The sequence below is a fragment of the Citrobacter sp. S39 genome (assembly GCF_009495675.1).
GTDB lineage: Bacteria > Pseudomonadota > Gammaproteobacteria > Enterobacterales > Enterobacteriaceae > Citrobacter > Citrobacter freundii.
The window spans coordinates 649071-668238 of record NZ_CP045555.1 but is presented as its reverse complement, the minus strand read 5'-3'; the positions used below and the strand labels follow the sequence as shown (position 1 = coordinate 668238).

Here is a 19168-nt window from a genome sequence, read left to right as displayed (position 1 = left end):
ACGCAATGAATCAACAGGCAACGACAACCGATGAACTGGTCTTCACCAGGCCGCGTGGCGAACAGGAGCAACAAATTCTGACCGCTGAAGCAGTAGAGTTTCTGACTGAACTGGTGACAAGATTTACGCCAAAACGCAATAAACTTCTGGCTGCACGTATTCAGCAGCAGCAGGATATTGATGACGGTAAGTTGCCTGATTTTATTTCGGAAACAGCTTCCATTCGTGAAGGTAACTGGAAGATTCGCGGTATTCCTGATGATTTACTGGATCGCCGCGTAGAGATAACCGGGCCTGTTGAGCGCAAGATGGTTATCAACGCGCTGAACGCGAACGTCAAAGTCTTTATGGCTGACTTCGAAGATTCGCTGGCTCCTGAGTGGAGCAAAGTTATCGACGGGCAGATAAACCTGCGCGATGCGGTCAATGGCACCATTAGCTATACCAACGAAGCGGGTAAAATTTACCAGCTCAAACCTAATCCGGCTCTGTTGGTATGCCGCGTTCGTGGTCTGCATCTGCCGGAAAAACACGTCACCTGGCGTGGCGAATCCATCCCGGGCAGCCTGTTCGATTTTGCCCTCTATTTCTTCCACAACTACAAAACGTTGCTGGCAAAAGGCAGCGGCCCTTACTTCTACCTGCCAAAAACGCAAGCCTGGCAAGAAGCAGCATGGTGGAGCGAAGTGTTCAGCTATGCAGAAGATCGCTTTAATCTGCCGCGCGGCACCATCAAAGCGACTCTGCTGATTGAAACGCTGCCGGCTGTCTTCCAGATGGACGAAATTCTGCACGCCCTGCGTGACCATATTGTCGGTCTGAACTGCGGTCGCTGGGACTACATTTTCAGCTATATCAAAACGCTGAAGAACCATCCGGATCGCGTGCTGCCGGACCGTCAGGTGGTGACGATGGATAAGCCATTCCTCAGCGCCTATTCGCGTCTGCTGATTAAAACCTGTCATAAACGTGGCGCATTCGCGATGGGCGGCATGGCAGCGTTCATTCCCAGCAAAGATGCGGAACGTAACAACCAGGTTCTGACCAAGGTAAAAGCGGACAAAGCGCTGGAAGCCAATAACGGTCATGACGGCACATGGATTGCCCATCCGGGACTGGCAGATACCGCAATGGCGGTGTTCAACGACGTGCTCGGTGAAAACAAAAATCAGCTGTTCGTGACCCGTGAAGAAGATGCGCCGATTACTGCAGAACAACTGCTGGCGCCTTGTGAAGGTGAGCGTACTGAAGAAGGCATGCGCGCCAACATTCGTGTTGCGGTGCAGTACATCGAAGCGTGGATCTCCGGTAACGGCTGCGTACCGATTTACGGTCTGATGGAAGATGCGGCCACTGCCGAAATCTCCCGTACCTCCATCTGGCAGTGGATCCACCACCAGAAGACGCTCAGCAACGGCAAGCCGGTTACCAAACCGCTGTTCCGTCAGATGCTGGCCGAAGAGATGCTGGTGATTCAGGACGAGCTGGGCGAACACCGCTACAGCAGCGGACGTTTTGACGATGCCGCGCGCCTGATGGAGCAAATCACTACCTCTGATGAATTGATCGATTTCTTGACCCTGCCAGGCTACCGCCTGCTGGCGTAATCCACCACATAACAATATGGAGCATCTGCACATGAAAACCCGTACTCAACAAATCGAAGAATTACAGAAAGAATGGACTCAACCGCGCTGGGAAGGCATCACCCGTCCATATAGCGCGGAGGAAGTGGTGAAATTACGTGGCTCGGTCAACCCGGAATGCACGCTGGCTCAGCTTGGCGCGGCGAAAATGTGGCGTCTGCTGCACGGCGAATCGAAGAAAGGTTATATCAACAGCCTCGGCGCGCTGACTGGCGGTCAGGCGCTGCAGCAGGCGAAAGCCGGTATTGAAGCGGTCTACCTTTCAGGCTGGCAGGTGGCGGCAGATGCCAACCTGGCATCCAGCATGTACCCGGACCAATCGCTGTATCCGGCGAACTCCGTCCCGGCAGTGGTGGATCGGATCAACAACACATTCCGTCGCGCCGATCAGATCCAATGGTCAACCGGTATTGAACCGAACGATCCGCGCTATGTGGATTACTTCCTGCCGATCGTTGCCGATGCGGAAGCGGGTTTTGGCGGCGTACTGAACGCGTTTGAACTGATGAAATCGATGATTGAGGCTGGTGCAGCGGCCGTTCACTTCGAAGATCAGCTCGCATCGGTAAAAAAATGTGGTCACATGGGCGGCAAAGTTCTGGTGCCGACTCAGGAAGCTATCCAGAAACTGGTGGCCGCCCGTCTGGCAGCCGACGTCATGGGTGTTCCGACGCTGGTTATTGCGCGTACTGATGCTGACGCAGCCGATCTGATAACGTCTGACTGCGACCCATACGACAGCGAGTTCATCACCGGCGAACGTACCAGCGAAGGGTTCTACCGTACGCATGCGGGTATTGAGCAGGCGATCAGCCGTGGTCTGGCCTATGCACCTTATGCGGATCTGGTGTGGTGTGAAACCTCCACGCCGGATCTCGAACTGGCGAAGCGCTTTGCCGATGCGATTCACGCGAAATTCCCCGGCAAACTGCTGGCCTACAACTGTTCGCCGTCATTTAACTGGCAGAAAAACCTGGACGACAAAACCATTGCCAGCTTCCAGCAGCAACTGTCGGATATGGGTTACAAATACCAGTTCATTACCCTGGCGGGCATCCACAGCATGTGGTTCAACATGTTCGACCTCGCACACTCCTATGCGCAGGGTGAAGGCATGCGCCACTATGTTGAGAAGGTTCAGCAGCCAGAATTTGCGGCGGCTAAAGACGGTTACACCTTCGTGTCCCATCAGCAGGAAGTGGGTACAGGCTACTTCGACAAAGTCACTACTATCATTCAGGGCGGCGCTTCCTCGGTGACCGCGCTGACCGGCTCGACCGAAGAATCGCAGTTTTGATTAATGCCCGGTGGCGCTGCGCTTACCGGGCCTACGAAGGGATGTAGGCCGGATAAGCGAACGCGCCATCCGGCATGACGTTGTGCCGGATGGGAGAAGTCGATGACGCGTGGCCTGGAATTACTGATTGCTCAGACGATTTTGCAAGGTTTCGACGCCCAGTACGGGCGTTTTCTGGAAGTCACCTCCGGCGCGCAGCAGCGTTTTGAACATGCCGACTGGCATGCGGTTCAGCAGGCGATGAAAAGCCGTATTCACCTTTATGATCATCACGTAGGTCTGGTGGTGGAGCAGTTGCGCTGCATTACAGACGGCAAAAGTACCGACGCGGATTTTTTACTTCGCGTAAAAGAGCATTACACCCGGCTACTGCCGGATTACCCGCGCTTCGAGATTGCGGAGAGCTTTTTTAACTCCGTTTACTGTCGGTTATTTGACCACCGCTCGCTGACTCCCGAGCGGCTGTTTATTTTCAGTTCTCAGCCAGAGCGTCGTTTCCGCACGATCCCACGCCCGTTGGCGAAAGACTTTTTTCCTGATACCGGCTGGGAGTGGCTGCTAACTCGCGTCCTTAGCGATCTTCCCCTGCGTCTTCCATGGCAGAATAAACATCGTGATATCCACTACATCATCGAACACCTGACCGAAACCCTGGGAACGGATGTGTTGCCAGGCTGCCATTTACAGGTGGCGAATGAACTGTTTTATCGTAACAAGGCCGCCTGGCTGGTCGGTAAGCTGATTACCCCTTCTGGAACGCTGCCGTTTTTACTGCCAATCCACCGGACAGACGAAGGTGAGTTGTTTGTCGATACCTGCCTGACCACGACGGCGGAGGCGAGCATTGTGTTTGGCTTTGCCCGCTCCTACTTTATGGTGTATGCCCCGCTGCCCGCGGCACTGGTGGAGTGGTTGCGCGAGATCCTGCCCGGTAAAACCACCGCTGAATTGTATATGGCGATTGGCTGTCAGAAGCATGCAAAAACGGAAAGTTATCGGGAGTATCTGCTCTACCTGGCCAACTGTGATGAGCAGTTTATTGAAGCGCCGGGGATCCGCGGTATGGTGATGCTGGTGTTTACCCTGCCGGGCTTTGACCGGGTGTTTAAAATCATTAAAGACAAATTTGCGCCGCAAAAAGAGATGTCTGCCGCCCACGTCCGCGCCTGTTATCAACTGGTCAAAGAGCACGATCGTGTGGGGAGGATGGCTGACACCCAGGAGTTCGAGAATTTTGTGCTGGATAAACGGCAAATCGATCCGGCGCTGATGGCGCTGTTATTGCAGGAAGCCCCGGAAAAAATTACCGATCTTGGCGATCAGATTGTCATTCGCCATCTGTATATCGAACGACGGATGGTGCCGCTGAATATCTGGCTGGAGCAGGTCGAAGGTCAACAACTGCGCGATGCCATTGAAGAGTACGGCAACGCGATTCGTCAGCTGGCCGCCGCCAATATTTTCCCCGGCGATATGCTGTTTAAGAACTTCGGCGTCACCCGTCACGGGCGCGTGGTGTTCTACGATTACGATGAAATCTGCTACATGACGGAGGTTAATTTCCGTCATATCCCGCCGCCACGCTACCCGGAAGATGAGATGAGCGCTGAGCCGTGGTACAGCGTATCGCCTGGAGATGTCTTCCCGGAAGAGTTTCGCCACTGGCTATGTGCCGACCCGCGTATCGGGCCGCTATTTGAAGAGATGCACGCTGAGCTGTTCAGCGCCGACTACTGGCGTGGTCTGCAAACGCGGATTAAAAACGGGCATGTGGAAGATGTTTACGCTTACCGACGCAAACAGCGTTTCAGCGTGCGTTATGAAACAGACCGTAGGCCGGGTAAGGCGTAGCTGCCACCCGGCAACCCCATCTTAACGAAATCCGCCGTACGCCAGCGTGACTTCTTTCGCTGCTTTGATTGCCATTGCGCCAAACTCGGTCACACGGTCATCGGTAATGCGTGAGATTGGCCCGGAAATGGAGATGGCGGCGAACGGCTGACGGTGCTCGTCATAAATGCACGACGCCACGCAGCGCAGACCCAGCGCATGTTCCTCATCATCAAAGGAATAGCCGCGCTTGCGCGTCTGAGCCAAATCCTCTTTCAGATGCACTGGCGACACCAGCGTGGCGTGGGTATAAGCGTGTAGTCCTTTGCGGTGCAGCAGCCCTGTCACCTGTTCTTCGCTCAGTTGGGATAAAAACGCCTTACCCGCGCCGGAAGCATGCATCGGCAGTTTGCCGCCGATAGGCGCGGACATGCGCATCAGTTGGGTGCACTGCACCTGGTCGATAATAATGGCCTGATGATCGCTTTGATCCAGCACGGCGAGGTTGACTGTCTCACCGGAGTCTTCCATCAGCTTGCGCAGGATTGGATGCACAATCGCCAGCAGATTACGGCTTTGCAAAAAGCTGCTGCCGACGATAAACGCATGTGCACCCACGGCCCAATGCCCTAATTCACCGACCTGACGAACAAATCCCTGCTGCTGCATGGTGGTCAATAATCGGTGAGTCGTGGAGTTTGGCAGGCCGGCCTGCTGCGCCAGCTCGGTCAGCGCCACGCTGCCGTTGGATTCCGCAATCCACTCCAGTAGCTTCAGGCCGCGCGTCAGGGACTGAACCTGCCCGGTTGCGGGCGCAGTAGTAGCGGCGGGTTTTCTACCGCGTTTCGCGGGAACGGGGGCAACCATGGCAGACTCCTTTTCTGTATCGTGGAAATCATTTTCGTTTTATTCAATTATAATGCAAGAATTCCTGTACTGATCGGATGAGTGAAGCTGAACATGTCTCATGTTGGCCGTTGTTCTCTTTTCCGCCTCTCAGGTTTGTGCCAGTATGGCCTGTTGAGTTTTTTCGGTCTGGTTGAGCGTTGTCGGGAGCGAGTGTGAGCAGCAAAGTAGAACAATTACGTCAGCAGTTAAATGAACGTATTCTGGTGCTGGACGGTGGGATGGGCACCATGATCCAGGGATATCGTCTGAGCGAAGAGGATTTCCGCGGCGAACGCTTTGCCGAATGGCCGTGCGATCTGAAAGGCAACAACGACCTGTTGGTGCTCAGCAAACCGGAGGTGATCGCCGCGATTCACAACGCCTACTTCGAGGCGGGCGCGGACATAATCGAAACCAACACCTTTAACTCCACGACTATCGCCATGGCGGATTACCAGATGGAATCCCTGTCGGCGGAAATCAACTTTGCGGCAGCCAAACTGGCGCGCGCGGCGGCAGATGAATGGACGGCACGCACGCCGAACAAACCGCGCTACGTCGCGGGCGTGCTTGGCCCAACCAACCGTACGGCGTCTATCTCGCCCGACGTCAACGACCCGGCTTACCGCAATATTACCTTTGATCAGCTGGTGGCCGCCTACCGCGAATCCACCAAAGCGCTGGTGGAAGGCGGCAGTGACCTGATCCTGATTGAAACCGTTTTCGATACCCTCAACGCCAAAGCCGCTATTTTCGCGGTTAAAACTGAATTCGAAGCGCTGGGCGTTGAGCTGCCGATTATGCTCTCCGGCACCATCACCGACGCTTCCGGGCGTACGCTCTCCGGCCAGACCACCGAAGCATTCTACAACTCCCTGCGCCACGCCGATGCGCTGACTTTTGGTCTGAACTGTGCCTTAGGCCCGGACGAACTGCGCCAGTACGTGCAGGAACTGTCGCGTATTGCCGAATGCTACGTTACCGCACACCCGAACGCCGGTCTGCCGAACGCCTTTGGTGAGTACGATCTCGATGCCGACACCATGGCGGCGCAAATCCGCGAATGGGCCGAGGCGGGCTTCCTGAATATTGTTGGCGGCTGCTGCGGCACCACGCCGGAACACATCGCCGCCATGAGTCGCGCAGTGGACGGACTGCCGCCACGCCGCTTGCCGGAAATCCCGGTTGCCTGCCGCCTTTCCGGCCTTGAGCCGCTGAACATCGGCGACGACAGCCTGTTTGTGAACGTCGGCGAGCGTACCAACGTTACCGGTTCGGCGAAGTTTAAACGCCTGATCAAAGAAGAGAAATACAGCGAAGCGCTGGATGTCGCCCGTCAGCAGGTGGAAAGCGGCGCGCAGATCATCGATATCAACATGGATGAGGGGATGCTCGACGCCGAAGCGGCGATGGTTCGTTTCCTCAACCTGATTGCCGGTGAACCGGATATCGCCCGCGTGCCGATTATGATCGACTCCTCGAAATGGGAAGTAATCGAAAAAGGGCTGAAGTGCATTCAGGGTAAAGGCATCGTTAACTCCATCTCGATGAAAGAGGGGGTTGAGACCTTTATCCATCACGCGAAGCTGCTGCGTCGCTACGGTGCTGCAGTGGTGGTGATGGCCTTTGACGAGCAGGGCCAGGCCGACACCCGCGCGCGCAAAATTGAGATCTGCCGTCGGGCGTACAAGATTCTTACCGAAGAGGTGGGCTTCCCGCCGGAAGATATTATCTTTGACCCGAACATCTTTGCCGTCGCGACCGGGATTGATGAACACAACAACTACGCGCAGGACTTTATCGGGGCCTGTGAAGACATCAAACGCGAACTGCCGCACGCGCTGATCTCCGGCGGCGTTTCTAACGTTTCATTCTCGTTCCGTGGCAACGACCCAGTACGTGAAGCCATTCACGCAGTATTCCTCTACTACGCCATTCGCAACGGTATGGACATGGGGATCGTCAACGCCGGACAACTGGCAATTTACGACGACCTGCCCGCCGAGCTGCGCGATGCCGTTGAAGATGTGATCCTCAACCGCCGTGACGATGGCACCGAACGACTGCTGGAGCTTGCTGAGAAGTATCGCGGCAGTAAAACCGACGACACGGCGAATGCCCAGATGGCGGAGTGGCGCAGTTGGGACGTGAAAAAGCGCCTCGAATACTCGCTGGTGAAAGGCATAACCGAGTTTATTGAGCTGGATACCGAAGAAGCTCGCCAGCAGGCCGCGCGCCCGATCGAGGTTATTGAAGGACCGCTGATGGACGGCATGAACGTGGTTGGCGACCTGTTCGGCGAGGGCAAAATGTTCCTGCCGCAGGTGGTGAAATCCGCCCGCGTGATGAAGCAGGCGGTGGCATACCTTGAACCGTACATTGAGGCCAGCAAAGAGAAAGGTTCCAGCAACGGCAAAATGGTCATCGCAACCGTGAAGGGCGACGTGCACGATATCGGTAAAAATATCGTCGGCGTGGTGCTGCAATGTAACAACTACGAAATCGTCGATCTTGGCGTGATGGTGCCCGCGGAGAAAATCCTCAGAACGGCGCGTGAAGTGAATGCCGATCTGATTGGCCTTTCCGGGCTGATTACCCCATCGCTGGACGAAATGGTCAACGTGGCGAAAGAGATGGAGCGTCAGGGCTTCACTATTCCGCTGCTGATTGGCGGCGCCACCACCTCGAAAGCGCACACCGCGGTGAAAATTGAGCAGAACTACAGCGGCCCGACGGTGTACGTGCAGAACGCCTCGCGTACCGTTGGCGTCGTCGCTGCGCTGCTCTCTGACACCCAGCGTGATGACTTTGTCGCCCGTACGCGTAAAGAGTATGAAACCGTGCGTATCCAGCATGCGCGTAAGAAACCGCGTACTCCGCCCGTAACGTTACAGGCTGCCCGCGACAACGATCTGGCCTTTGACTGGGAAAACTACACCCCGCCGGTGGCGCACCGTCTTGGCGTACAGGAAGTGGAAGCCAGCATCGAAACCCTGCGCAACTACATCGACTGGACGCCGTTCTTTATGACCTGGTCGTTGGCCGGGAAATATCCGCGAATCCTCGAAGATGAAGTAGTGGGCGAAGAGGCGAAGCGCCTGTTCAAAGATGCCAACGACATGCTGGATAAACTCAGCGCTGAGAAGACGCTGAATCCGCGTGGCGTGGTGGGTTTATTCCCGGCCAACCGCGTGGGTGACGACATCGAGATTTACCGTGACGAGACGCGTACGCACGTCATCAACGTGAGTCATCACCTGCGCCAGCAGACGGAAAAAGTCGGTTTCGCCAACTACTGCTTGTCTGACTTTGTTGCGCCGAAACTGAGCGGTAAAGCGGATTACATCGGTGCTTTTGCGGTCACTGGTGGTCTGGAAGAAGACGCGCTGGCAGATGCTTTTGAAGCGCAACATGACGACTACAACAAGATCATGGTGAAAGCGATCGCTGACCGTCTGGCGGAAGCGTTTGCAGAATATCTGCATGAGCGCGTGCGTAAAGTCTACTGGGGCTATGCGGCGAATGAGAATCTCAGTAACGAGGAGCTGATCCGCGAAAACTACCAGGGGATTCGCCCGGCACCGGGCTATCCGGCGTGTCCGGAACACACCGAAAAAGCCACCATTTGGGAACTGCTGGACGTGGAGGCGCATACCGGGATGAAGCTCACCGAATCCTTCGCCATGTGGCCAGGTGCGTCGGTTTCCGGCTGGTATTTCAGTCATCCGGACAGCAAGTACTACGCTGTGGCGCAAATCCAGCGCGATCAGGTTGAAGATTATGCCTTCCGTAAAGGGATGAGCGTGGCAGAAGTGGAACGCTGGTTAGCGCCGAACCTCGGCTACGACGCCGACTGATTCACAAAACTGTCATCTTTCTTTACAACAAACAGGGCGCTCAATGAGTGCCCTGTCTCTTTATTACGTTTAAACCCTTATACTGAAAGAAGGTTCGCGAGCGCTATTTGCCGGCTGGCGGCGTAAACGCCTTATCCAGCCTACAAGGGACATTCTGTAGGCCTGATAAGCGCAGCGCCATCAGGCACGCTATCTGCGCCGAGCCCAGGAACATATAACGATAAGGAGTACTTGATTCCGTGTTAACTCTGTTACACCTGCTTTCTGCCGTCGCGATGCTGGTTTGGGGTACGCATATTGTGCGTACCGGCGTGATGCGCGTCTTCGGCGCCCGCTTGCGTACCGTGCTCAGCCGTAGTGTTGAAAAGAAGCCGCTCGCCTTTTGTGCGGGTATCGGCGTGACTGCGCTGGTGCAAAGCAGCAACGCCACCACCATGCTGGTGACCTCGTTTGTTGCACAAGATCTCGTGGCGCTGACTCCTGCGCTGGTGATTGTGCTCGGTGCCGATGTGGGGACCGCGCTGATGGCGCGTATCCTGACCTTCGATCTCTCCTGGCTGTCGCCACTGCTGATTTTTATCGGCGTGATCTTCTTTCTCGGCCGTAAGCAGTCCCGCGTGGGGCAACTGGGGCGGGTCGGTATTGGACTGGGGCTGATTTTACTGGCGCTGGAGCTGATTGTGCAGGCAGTAACGCCGATCACTCAGGCTAATGGCGTACAGGTTATTTTCGCCTCACTTACCGGCGATATCATGCTGGATGCGCTGATTGGCGCCATGTTTGCGATTATCAGTTACTCCAGCCTGGCGGCGGTACTGCTGACGGCAACGCTGACCGCGGCGGGCATTATCTCGTTCCCGGTAGCGTTGTGTCTGGTGATTGGCGCCAACCTCGGCTCTGGTCTGTTGGCGATGCTCAACAACAGTGCTGCGAATGCTGCTGCCCGTCGTGTGGCGCTCGGCAGCCTGCTGTTTAAGCTGGTGGGCAGCCTGATTATCCTGCCGTTTGTTCATCCGCTGGCCAATCTGATGGATGAACTGCCACTGCCGAAATCTGAACTGGTTATCTACTTCCACGTCTTCTACAACCTGGTGCGCTGCGTGGCGATGGTGCCGTTCGCCGAACCGATGGCGCGTTTTTGTAAGCGCATCATCCGCGATGAGCCGGAGCTGGATGCACATCTGAAGCCCAAACATCTGGACGTCAGTGCGCTGGATACGCCGACGCTCGCTCTGGCTAATGCCGCTCGTGAAGCGCTGCGTATTGGCGACGCAATGGAGCAGATGATGGACGGGTTGAAGAAGGTGATGCACGGCGAGCCGCGCGAAGAGAAAGAGTTGCGCAGGATGGCGGATGACATCAACGTGCTGTACACGGCGATTAAGCTCTATCTGGCGCGGATGCCAAAGGATGAACTGGCGGAAGAGGAATCACGCCGTTGGGCGGAGATTATCGAAATGTCGCTCAACCTCGAACAGGCTTCCGATATCGTTGAACGTATGGGCAGCGAGATTGCCGATAAGTCGCTGGCCGCCCGTCGGGCATTCTCGGTAGAAGGGCTGAAAGAGCTGGATGCACTTTACGATCAGCTGCTCAGCAATCTGCAGCTGGCGATGTCGGTGTTCTTCTCGGGCGATGTGACCAGTGCCCGTCGTCTACGCCGCAGCAAGCACCGTTTCCGTATTCTCAACCGTCGTTATTCGCATGCGCACGTTGACCGACTGCATCAGCAGAACGTGCAAAGCATCGAGACCAGTTCCCTGCACCTGGCGCTGTTGGGCGATATGCAGCGTCTGAACTCGCTGTTTTGCTCCGTGGCCTACAGCGTGCTGGAACAACCGGATGAAGACGATGAGCGGGATGATTATTGAGTGAGGTGAAGCGGTAGGCCGGATAAGGCATTTATGCCGCCATCCGGCATCAGACAACAAATCAACTAAAAGCAGTGGCCTGCTTCAACAGCAACCGCCTTTTCACCCGCTTTAAAGATATACGTGGTGTTCGGGCCGCCGAGCACGGACTTACCGTTACTCACCTTGATCCAGTTACCTTCCGGCAAGCCAATCACCGTCAGCTCCGGTGCCACAACCAGCAGTTCGCGGATACGCTGTTCACGCGTTTCGCCTTTGTGGCCTTCCGGCAGCGCGTTGGTGAAATGTGGGTTAATCTGCAGCGGGAACAGACCCAGCGCATCAAAGCCTTTGGGATCGACAATCGGCATGTCGTTGGTGGTGCGGATGGTCTGGCAGGCAAGGTTGGAACCCGCGCTCCAGCCGATGTACAGCGCACCGCGTTTGACGACATCCACGATCGGCGCCAGCAACCCGCGCTCACGACTCTCTTTCAGCAACTGGAAGGTATTCCCGCCGCCGACAATCACCAGCTCGGCGTTTTCAATGGCTGCAATTGGATCGGCAACGGTATGAATACCGGTAACGTTAACGCCCATTGGCGCAAAGATGGCTGCCGTTTTCGCCGTGTACTCATCCCAGGTTTGCGTCACGCCGGCGAACGGAATAAACACTGCCGTACGGCGACCATTCAGTTGCTCTGCGATCAGCGGCAGCGCATGTTCCATCCAGCCTTTGCCCGGCAGCGTCGAGTTACTCAATAAAAGCAGTTCCATCATTTCTCCATGTAATCAGAAAATTACAAACCGCGCTAATGCTACCACTATCAGCCTGACGCCTTACTGATATGGCTCACGATGTTGGAAGTGAGGTTCTGGAAAGCGCCTCGCAGACTGGCGTTTTATTTCGGCTGAAAGGGAGATTGTTGATTTATTCTTCTGGTGGGCAATGGCATTTTATACCTAAATGGATATAATTAAGGGGGAGGATGACGAAACCACTTTACTGGGTTGGGCATGCCTGGAAAGATCTACAGGGAATGCCAGAACATGTTCGGGATACGTTTGGGTTTGCTCTTTGGCTTGCGCAGCAGGGTAAACAGCATTCACAGACTAAACCATTAAAAGGATTTGGTGGCGCGGGGGTTCTGGAAGTCGTTGAGGATTATCACGGCAACACCTGGCGGGCGGTTTACACCATCCAGTTGAAAAATGCGGTTTATGTTCTCCATGTTTTTCAGAAGAAGTCCGTTGCCTGGAAGGCAACGCCCAAACCTGAAATTGACCTGATTTATCAGCGGCTCAAGGCTGCACAGCGCCATGCGCAGGAGAGTGGATATGTCACATGAAGTTGAAGCCAGTAGCGGAAATGTTTACGCCGATTTAGGCGTGTATGACGCAGAACAGATGCAGTTGAAAGCGCAACTGGCAATGGTGATTGGTGAGATTTTGCAACGCAAAGGGTTAACGCAGCAGCAGTCCGCGCAGCTACTGGGAATGACGCAGCCTAAACTTTCCAACCTGCTACGTGGTCAGTTTCGTGGTATCAGTGAAGTAAAGATGCTCGAATGCCTGGTGAGACTGGGTCGTGATGTAGAGATTGTTGTTGGGAAAGAGGGCAATATGTCAGGAAAGCTGAAAGTGAAATTTGGCTGATATCCAATTTCAAACCTTAACTGTCAATCCAATACCGAGCGCCTTCATCACTGCCAGCGTGGTTTTCAGCGTCGGGTTTCCTTTCTCACTAAACGAGCGGTAGAGTTGTTCGCGGGATAATCCCGTTTCTGCCGCGATGTTCGCCATTCCTTTAGCGCGTGCCACCACGCCCAACGCTTTTGCAATGTACGTTGCATCGCCTGTTTTGCGTCTTCTTCTCTCATACCGCAAGCCGATCTGTTTTATTCTCCACTCGCCGAGGCGTTTCGCCATCTTGATTGTCGCCATCTCACCACCGAAGAAAATCTGGCGCTATCGTTTGGCTGTGAAGAGGTGCTGGCAGGGTTGTACCAGACGCTGAATTTTATGGGCGAAAGCCTGCTGACTATGTCAGGTGAAAGTCAGGGACATTTTTCCCATGAGAGCGTATGCCAGTTAGGACACAGTCTGGTAAACATCAGCCAGTTGATTCCCGCACTGGCGCGGTTGGAAGCGAAAGCCGATCAGACGCTGTTTGCTGTTGCGTAGAACTTAAAAAAGAGCGCCCATCCCCGGCGCTCTGTTCCTGCTCCTTTACCCCGCCCGCGCAAATTCTGCTGCTTCGGCAATCAGCGCGTCATCCGGGCGCACGTCGGTGTACATGGCGAATTGCTCTACGGCCTGTAAGGCAATCACCTCTGCGCCGCTGATGGTCTTTTTACCCAACTGCTGTGCCAGCTTAATCACCGGCGTTTCCGGCGGCAGAGCGACCACGTCAAACACTATGCTGGCGGTCGCAACCATCGCTTCGCTGTAGGCCAGTTCATCACACTCTTTCCCGCCCGCCATGCCGACGGGCGTCACGTTGACCAGAATATCGCAGGCAATTCCATCCGGCTGCGGCTGCCACTGGAAACCGTACTGTTTTGCCAGCGTAGTGCCGCTCTCTCGATTACGTGCGGCAATGATTACATCCGTAAACCCCGCATCGCGAAAGGCGGCAATCACAGCTTTGCCCATGCCGCCGCTGCCGCGAATCATGACGCGAGCGCTGCTATCGAGCTGGTGGCTGGCAATCAGGCTTTTTACCGCAATATAGTCGGTGTTAAATCCTGTCAGCGTACCGTTGTCATTGACGATGGTGTTGACGGAATCAATGACGCTTGCGGAAGGATCGATGGTATCCAGAAACGGCATGCAGCTCTCTTTAAACGGCATTGATACCGCGCAACCGCGGATACCCAGCGCGCGAATGCCTTTCACTGCGGCCTCAATATCCTGCGTGGTAAAGGCTTTGTAGATAAAATTTAACCCTAATTTTTCATACAGATAGTTGTGAAAGCGAGTGCCAAAGTTGCCGGGGCGACCGGCAAGCGACATGCACAACTGGGTGTCGCGGTTAATCATGTTAAATTTCCTCGGCGTGAGACAATATGTACTGTTCGGCTTCCTGCGACCAGACCCCCTGATGACGCTCCAGGATATCGCGCAAGGCTGGATCATCAATCTGAGTGAGCGCGGTTAATGGTAAGGCTTTGCCGGTGTAAACCAGTTTTTTCCCGCCGCCGATTTTTGGCAGTTCCAGCGTTGTTTCACCTGCCGCATTTAACCCCAGAATGTGCGTCACCACTTTTGCCGCCTGAACTTTCTTCTCTTCGATCAGTTTTACCGCCGCGCGCATGTCGTCGGTATTGCCGCCAGACGTCCCAACATAATGGGTGAAGGCGTAGTGTACGTCGTAGAAGTTAATCGGCGCGCTAAACTGCTTATCCTGCGGACCAGCAAAGAAGTTCATGCAACCATCGGCAGCCAGCAGGGAAGAGGCCAGCGTAACCAGCTGTTCGTTGGGCACAAACACAAAGATGTCATCAAACCCGTGCCCGCCGCTCAGCGCCATCAAGGTGTCATAACTCGCATCCTGGGCGTGGAGATAATGGATCAACGTTTGTGGTTCTGATGGATAGTGCTTGCGGGCGTAGCTCAACTTGTCGTTATTGGTGTCGGTTACCACCAGCAGCGCCGGGTTAACCGGGCCATGCAGTGCATAGTCGATCGCCAGTAGTCCCATCGGACCGGTGCCGCCGAGTATCAGTGTATGTCCCTGCGGACGAATGCCCATCTTATGGTTATAAGAGCCTTCCTGCAGGTGATAGTTGGCGTTGAATGCGCCAATCACGCAGGATAGCGGCTCAACCAGCGAACCTTCAAAATAGGTTTCACCTTCGTAGGCCAACAGGCAGTCCTGCTCCATGACTTCATCAGGAATGATGACGTGCGTGGCTTCACCGCCCACCCACGGGAAGGAGTAGCCGGGACAGTCCGGGCGATCCGGCAGTTGCAGGTTAGCCTGAATGACATAGCGCTGGCCGGGCTGAAACTTATGCTGCCATTTTTTGCCTACGGCAATAATGTCGCCGCAAAACTCATGACCGATGATGATCGGGTTGGTGGCCACATCGTCCGGCACCTTTTTGTGGTTCTCGCCCTGGTTAGCCTCTTTCCAGGAAGAAAGGCACAGGCTGTCGGTTACGACTGAGGCCAGAATTTCGTCATCCCGCATTTCAGGAAGGTCGAAAGTTTCCAGGCGCAGATCACGTTTACCATAAAGACGTAAAGCTGTTGTTGTTTGCATTGTTACCACCTCTTCCTCTTTCGAGGACTATTTGTTGAAGTTGCCCCGGCATTGCCGGAGCGAAAAATCAGGACAGGAAGCCCAGTGCGTTACCGATAATTCCCAGCGCAAACAGGGCGAATATTAGCCATACCGGATTAATTTTCTTGTTGAGCAGACGCACCATCAGCAGCGTCAGACCCAACGCCAGCAGGCCGGGGCAGAGTTGGTCGAGAATGTTCTGCACGGTCATGGTGACGGTGGTGCCGTCTGCGCCAGGCGTTTGCGATACCACCAGCGGCACGTTGATGCTGGTCCATTTGGTGACCAATACTCCCATCACAAACAGGCCGAGAATCGATGCGCCTTCGGTCAGTTTCTGTAGCAGGTTGCCGCCCATGTCGCTGACGATGTTGACCCCTTTACGAAAGCCAAGCTGTAAGCCGTACCACTTCATTGCCAGACGTACTGCATTGAAAATAAAGAAGAACAATAGTGGGCCGAGAATGTTGCCGGACAGCGCCAGCGATGCGCCGAGCGCGGCGGTAATCGGGCGCAGCGTTCCCCATACCAGCGGATCGCCGACGCCGGCCAGCGGACCCATCAGCCCAACTTTGATACCGTTGATGGCACCGTCGTCAATTTCCGCACCGTTGGCGCGAGCTTCTTCCATCGCGGCGGTCACGCCAATCACCGGGCCGCAAACGGCAGGTGTGGTATTGAAGAACACCAGGTGCCGTTTGAGTGCTGCAACCTGGTCTTCTTTCAGCGGATACAGGCGCTTGATGGCAGGGATCATGTCGTAGCAAAAGCCCAACCCATGAATGCGTTCAAAGTTGAATGACGCCTGTTGCAGGTTGGAGCGAACGAACATGCTAAACAGGTCGGATTTGGTCAGTTTTTTCTGTTCCATGGCTGGCTCCATTAGTCATCAAGCTGATCGATAGCTTGAGAAGAGGCGGGTTGCGCCTGCGGTTCGGCTTTACGCCACTGTGGGTTCAACTGGATGTAGACCAGCGCGATAATCACGCCAACCCCACCGAAAGCCAGCAGGCTCAAATCGAGATAACCCCCAGCGATAAACCCGAGGAAGAAGAAGGGCATCAGGTACTTCACCCCCATCATGCGCAGCACCATGGCGTAGCCGACCACCACGATAAAGCCACCGGCAATCTGCAATCCGCGGGTGACGAATTCCGGAATGGCATTGAGCATATTGCTGACCATATCGGCGCTGACAAACAGCGAGACGATTAATGCAGGAATGGCAACGCGCAGCGCCTGTACACCGAGAGCGGAAACGTGCAGCAAGTCGATGGTACGAAAGCGGGCGTCTTCGGCGGCTTTATCCGCCGCGTGCTGGAACACCACGGTGATGGTACGGGCGAATACCGTCAGTACCTGACCTGCCGCCGCCACCGGCAGGGCGATGGCGATACCGGTAGCAATGCTTTGCTGACCGACGATAACCAGAATGGCAGAGATAATACTGGCGAGCGCCGAATCGGGAGACTGCGCTGCGCCGACGTTCATCCAGCCAAGAGCGATTAACTCCAGCGTGCCGCCGAGCATAATCCCGGTTTTTAAATCACCGAGGATCAGGCCGATAACGGTACAAGCAATTAGCGGACGGTGGGTCTGGAACTCATCCAGCACGCTACCCATTCCGGCAATACAGGAAAATAGGAATATGGCGATAATTTGTAGGGTACTTATTTCCATAATATGTCACCTTGTGAATGTGATCATCCCTGCCTGTTAAAGCATAAGTACACAGGCATTTTTATTTATTCAGCGAACGATTGTTCTTCTATTTTTTCGAGAATATTAATAGATGGATCGGATGCGACGACGCGTAAATCCAGCGTGACACCCAGTTTATCTAACTCACGAAACGCATGAATATCGTCGTTATCTAAAGAAACGGCTTTGGTTAATTGTTTTTTACCTGGTCGCCAGGCCATGCCGCCAATATTTAATGTGGTAATTTTTACCCCTTGTTTTACCATTGCTAATGCATCCTGCGGGCGGGTAAATAGATAAAAAACGGTTTCGTTCTGGTATTGCGGATTATGGTAAACTGCGACCGCCTTTTCGATATTAACAACGTTCACTTTCATTCCCGGCGGGGCGGCCTGACGTAATAATGTACGACGTACTTCATCGTTATAAACGTCGTCATTACAGATAATAATCCGTTGGGCATTTGCCACCTTCGACCAGACGGTGGTGACCTGACCGTGGATCAGGCGGTCATCAATACGAGCAAGGGTAATGTTCATCAGAAATCCTCTTCGGCCGTTTCCAGATGTTTCCAGACGACACAGGTTTGTTGAGCAATGGTCGTCAGGTGTTCGCACAGTTCATCCACATTCATGCTGCTTTGGTTGTCTACCAGCTCCAGCGCCAACGGCAGTGATAACCCGCTAATGACCCGTATCGCCGGATTGTGCATTGCCAGCGTCGCGGCAGCATTCCAGGGACTGCCACACTGCAAATCGACGGCAATCAGCCATTCATCGCCAGTGTGAATACTTACTAACTTTTTCAGCTTTTCCACGATGTCGCTGGCGTTCTCTCCGGGGACAAATGCCACGGCTTCAACGTTGGCATCACCGTAGACCATCTGTACCGATTCCAGCATGGCGCAGGCCAGTTTGCCGTGAGCACAGAAGATTGCATTGACCATAAAACCTCCTTAGCCGCGCGTTTTTCCGCCAGCAATGTTAGTGGTTACTCCGGTTATGTAACTGGCGCGCTCAGACAAAAGATAACAAACAAAATCAGCGACTTCGCTTAAGCGCCCTGAGCGACCAATTGGGATCGCGTTCTTGGTGTAGCCCTCGCGCAGCTGTTCGACGGTGATGTTGCGAGTCCAGGCCAGCGCTTCTTCATATTCGGGGGTACGCAGTCCGGTTTTTTCCAGAATGCCAGGTGCAATGCCCACCACACGAATGCCGTGTTTGCCCAACTCTTTCGACCAGGAACGGGTAAAGCTATTCAATGCGGCTTTGGTGGCGGCATAGCAACTTTGGCCCTCTGAACCTTCCAGCCCGCTTTCTGAAGAGACATTCACAATCACGCCGTTACGCTGTTTTACCATTTGGCGTGCCGCTGCTTGCGACATTAAGAACACACCTTTCTGGTTGATATTCACCATTTTTTCAAAAGCGGCTTCGTTGAGTTCATATTGCCCGGCGGGGGCTTTTTCATCGACCAGCAGCCGTGGAAAATTAACGCCTGCGTTATTCACCAAACCATCGATACGCCCATAGCGGTGGATAATTTCGGTAACGGTATGATTAACTTCTTTGGCGCTGGAAATATCTGTCGGCCAGAAATGATATCCATTATGGCCTTCATATTTACCGTCACCACCGTGAATATCCGCCATTTGCACATTAGCGCCCTGCGCTAATAACTCTTCAACAATCGCCAGCCCAATACCGGATGCACCACCGGTAACAATAATGACTTTGCCCTGCAAGTTTAACCACGTTTGCATAATTAACTCCCGATTTCAGATAAGGGGATCCCACATAAAATTAATTATGG

18 protein-coding genes are annotated in these 19168 nt (G+C 54.4%); 8 read left to right on the top strand and 10 right to left on the bottom strand.

Translation table 11 applies throughout. The features are described 5' to 3' along the window. The first annotated feature begins 5 nt into the window (after nt 1–5). The 3 genes from aceB to aceK all read left to right on the top strand — a co-directional run bounded on the left by aceB (nt 6) and on the right by aceK (nt 4794). Nucleotides 6–1607, top strand: coding sequence for a malate synthase A (aceB, locus tag GFB57_RS03060; RefSeq protein ID WP_003031607.1), 1602 nt, complete (start codon nt 6–8; stop codon nt 1605–1607). Between the two features lie 31 nt (nt 1608–1638). Continuing rightward, nucleotides 1639–2943 carry an isocitrate lyase gene (aceA, locus tag GFB57_RS03055; RefSeq protein WP_003031609.1) on the top strand — a complete coding sequence of 435 codons (1305 nt, stop codon included), beginning with the start codon at nt 1639–1641 and terminating at the stop codon, nt 2941–2943. A gap of 102 nt (nt 2944–3045) precedes the next feature. Continuing rightward, nucleotides 3046–4794, top strand: coding sequence for a bifunctional isocitrate dehydrogenase kinase/phosphatase (aceK, locus tag GFB57_RS03050; protein WP_003031611.1), 1749 nt, complete (start codon nt 3046–3048; stop codon nt 4792–4794). A gap of 21 nt (nt 4795–4815) precedes the next feature. Here aceK and iclR read toward each other — a convergent pair whose 3' ends face one another. Beyond that, complete coding sequence (gene iclR / locus GFB57_RS03045) at nt 4816–5640, bottom strand: glyoxylate bypass operon transcriptional repressor IclR (RefSeq protein WP_003031613.1); 825 nt, start codon at nt 5638–5640, stop codon at nt 4816–4818. 194 nt (nt 5641–5834) lie between these two features. On the opposite strand from iclR, the gene metH reads away from it, so the two are divergent. Both metH and GFB57_RS03035 read left to right on the top strand, forming a co-directional pair. Beyond that, nucleotides 5835–9518 (top strand): methionine synthase, encoded by a 3684-nt coding sequence (gene metH, locus GFB57_RS03040; RefSeq protein WP_003031615.1) that lies wholly within the window; start codon nt 5835–5837, stop codon nt 9516–9518. 239 nt (nt 9519–9757) lie between these two features. Next, nucleotides 9758–11389, top strand: a complete 1632-nt coding sequence (locus tag GFB57_RS03035; RefSeq protein ID WP_003031618.1) for a Na/Pi cotransporter family protein — start codon at nt 9758–9760, stop codon at nt 11387–11389. A gap of 65 nt (nt 11390–11454) precedes the next feature. On the opposite strand, the gene pepE is transcribed toward GFB57_RS03035, so the two are convergent. After that, nucleotides 11455–12144: a dipeptidase PepE gene (pepE, locus tag GFB57_RS03030; RefSeq protein WP_003031620.1), complete on the bottom strand. Its 690-nt coding sequence runs from the start codon at nt 12142–12144 to the stop codon at nt 11455–11457. A 212-nt stretch (nt 12145–12356) separates the two neighbouring features. Between pepE and GFB57_RS03025 the strand changes: the two genes are divergently transcribed. Together GFB57_RS03025 and GFB57_RS03020 are read left to right on the top strand one after the other, a co-directional pair. Next, nucleotides 12357–12716, top strand: a complete 360-nt coding sequence (locus GFB57_RS03025; RefSeq protein WP_003031622.1) for a type II toxin-antitoxin system RelE/ParE family toxin — start codon at nt 12357–12359, stop codon at nt 12714–12716. Further along, entirely contained in the window at nt 12706–13023 is a 318-nt protein-coding gene (locus GFB57_RS03020) for a helix-turn-helix transcriptional regulator (RefSeq protein ID WP_003031625.1), read from the top strand. Before GFB57_RS03025 ends, GFB57_RS03020 begins: the two co-directional genes overlap by 11 nt. Before the next feature lie 9 nt (nt 13024–13032). On the opposite strand, the gene GFB57_RS03015 is transcribed toward GFB57_RS03020, so the two are convergent. Further along, nucleotides 13033–13311 carry an addiction module antidote protein gene (locus GFB57_RS03015; protein ID WP_008324306.1) on the bottom strand — a complete coding sequence of 93 codons (279 nt, stop codon included), beginning with the start codon at nt 13309–13311 and terminating at the stop codon, nt 13033–13035. Between the two features lie 57 nt (nt 13312–13368). On the opposite strand from GFB57_RS03015, the gene GFB57_RS03010 reads away from it, so the two are divergent. After that, complete coding sequence (locus tag GFB57_RS03010; RefSeq protein WP_003031631.1) at nt 13369–13551, top strand: hypothetical protein; 183 nt, start codon at nt 13369–13371, stop codon at nt 13549–13551. A 45-nt stretch (nt 13552–13596) separates the two neighbouring features. On the opposite strand, the gene GFB57_RS03005 is transcribed toward GFB57_RS03010, so the two are convergent. The 7 genes from GFB57_RS03005 to GFB57_RS02975 all read right to left on the bottom strand — a co-directional run bounded on the left by GFB57_RS03005 (nt 13597) and on the right by GFB57_RS02975 (nt 19118). Beyond that, on the bottom strand, nt 13597–14409 hold the full coding sequence (locus GFB57_RS03005) for a shikimate 5-dehydrogenase (RefSeq protein WP_003031633.1): 813 nt from the start codon (nt 14407–14409) through the stop codon (nt 13597–13599). Nucleotide 14410: 1 nt separating this feature from the next. Continuing rightward, entirely contained in the window at nt 14411–15634 is a 1224-nt protein-coding gene (sorE, locus tag GFB57_RS03000; RefSeq protein ID WP_003031639.1) for an L-sorbose 1-phosphate reductase, read from the bottom strand. Nucleotides 15635–15701: 67 nt separating this feature from the next. After that, nucleotides 15702–16526, bottom strand: coding sequence for a PTS system mannose/fructose/sorbose family transporter subunit IID (locus tag GFB57_RS02995; RefSeq protein WP_003031641.1), 825 nt, complete (start codon nt 16524–16526; stop codon nt 15702–15704). A gap of 11 nt (nt 16527–16537) precedes the next feature. Next, a complete protein-coding gene (locus tag GFB57_RS02990) occupies nt 16538–17335 on the bottom strand; it encodes a PTS mannose/fructose/sorbose transporter subunit IIC (protein WP_003031643.1) in 798 nt (265 codons plus the stop codon). Between the two features lie 65 nt (nt 17336–17400). Beyond that, nucleotides 17401–17895 carry a mannose/fructose/sorbose PTS transporter subunit IIB gene (locus GFB57_RS02985; RefSeq protein WP_003031646.1) on the bottom strand — a complete coding sequence of 165 codons (495 nt, stop codon included), beginning with the start codon at nt 17893–17895 and terminating at the stop codon, nt 17401–17403. Beyond that, complete coding sequence (locus tag GFB57_RS02980; protein WP_003031647.1) at nt 17895–18302, bottom strand: mannose/fructose/sorbose PTS transporter subunit IIA; 408 nt, start codon at nt 18300–18302, stop codon at nt 17895–17897. The genes GFB57_RS02985 and GFB57_RS02980 overlap by 1 nt, the downstream gene beginning before the upstream one ends. 9 nt (nt 18303–18311) lie before the next feature. Then, nucleotides 18312–19118, bottom strand: a complete 807-nt coding sequence (locus tag GFB57_RS02975; RefSeq protein WP_003031649.1) for an SDR family oxidoreductase — start codon at nt 19116–19118, stop codon at nt 18312–18314. Nucleotides 19119–19168: the final 50 nt, after the last annotated feature.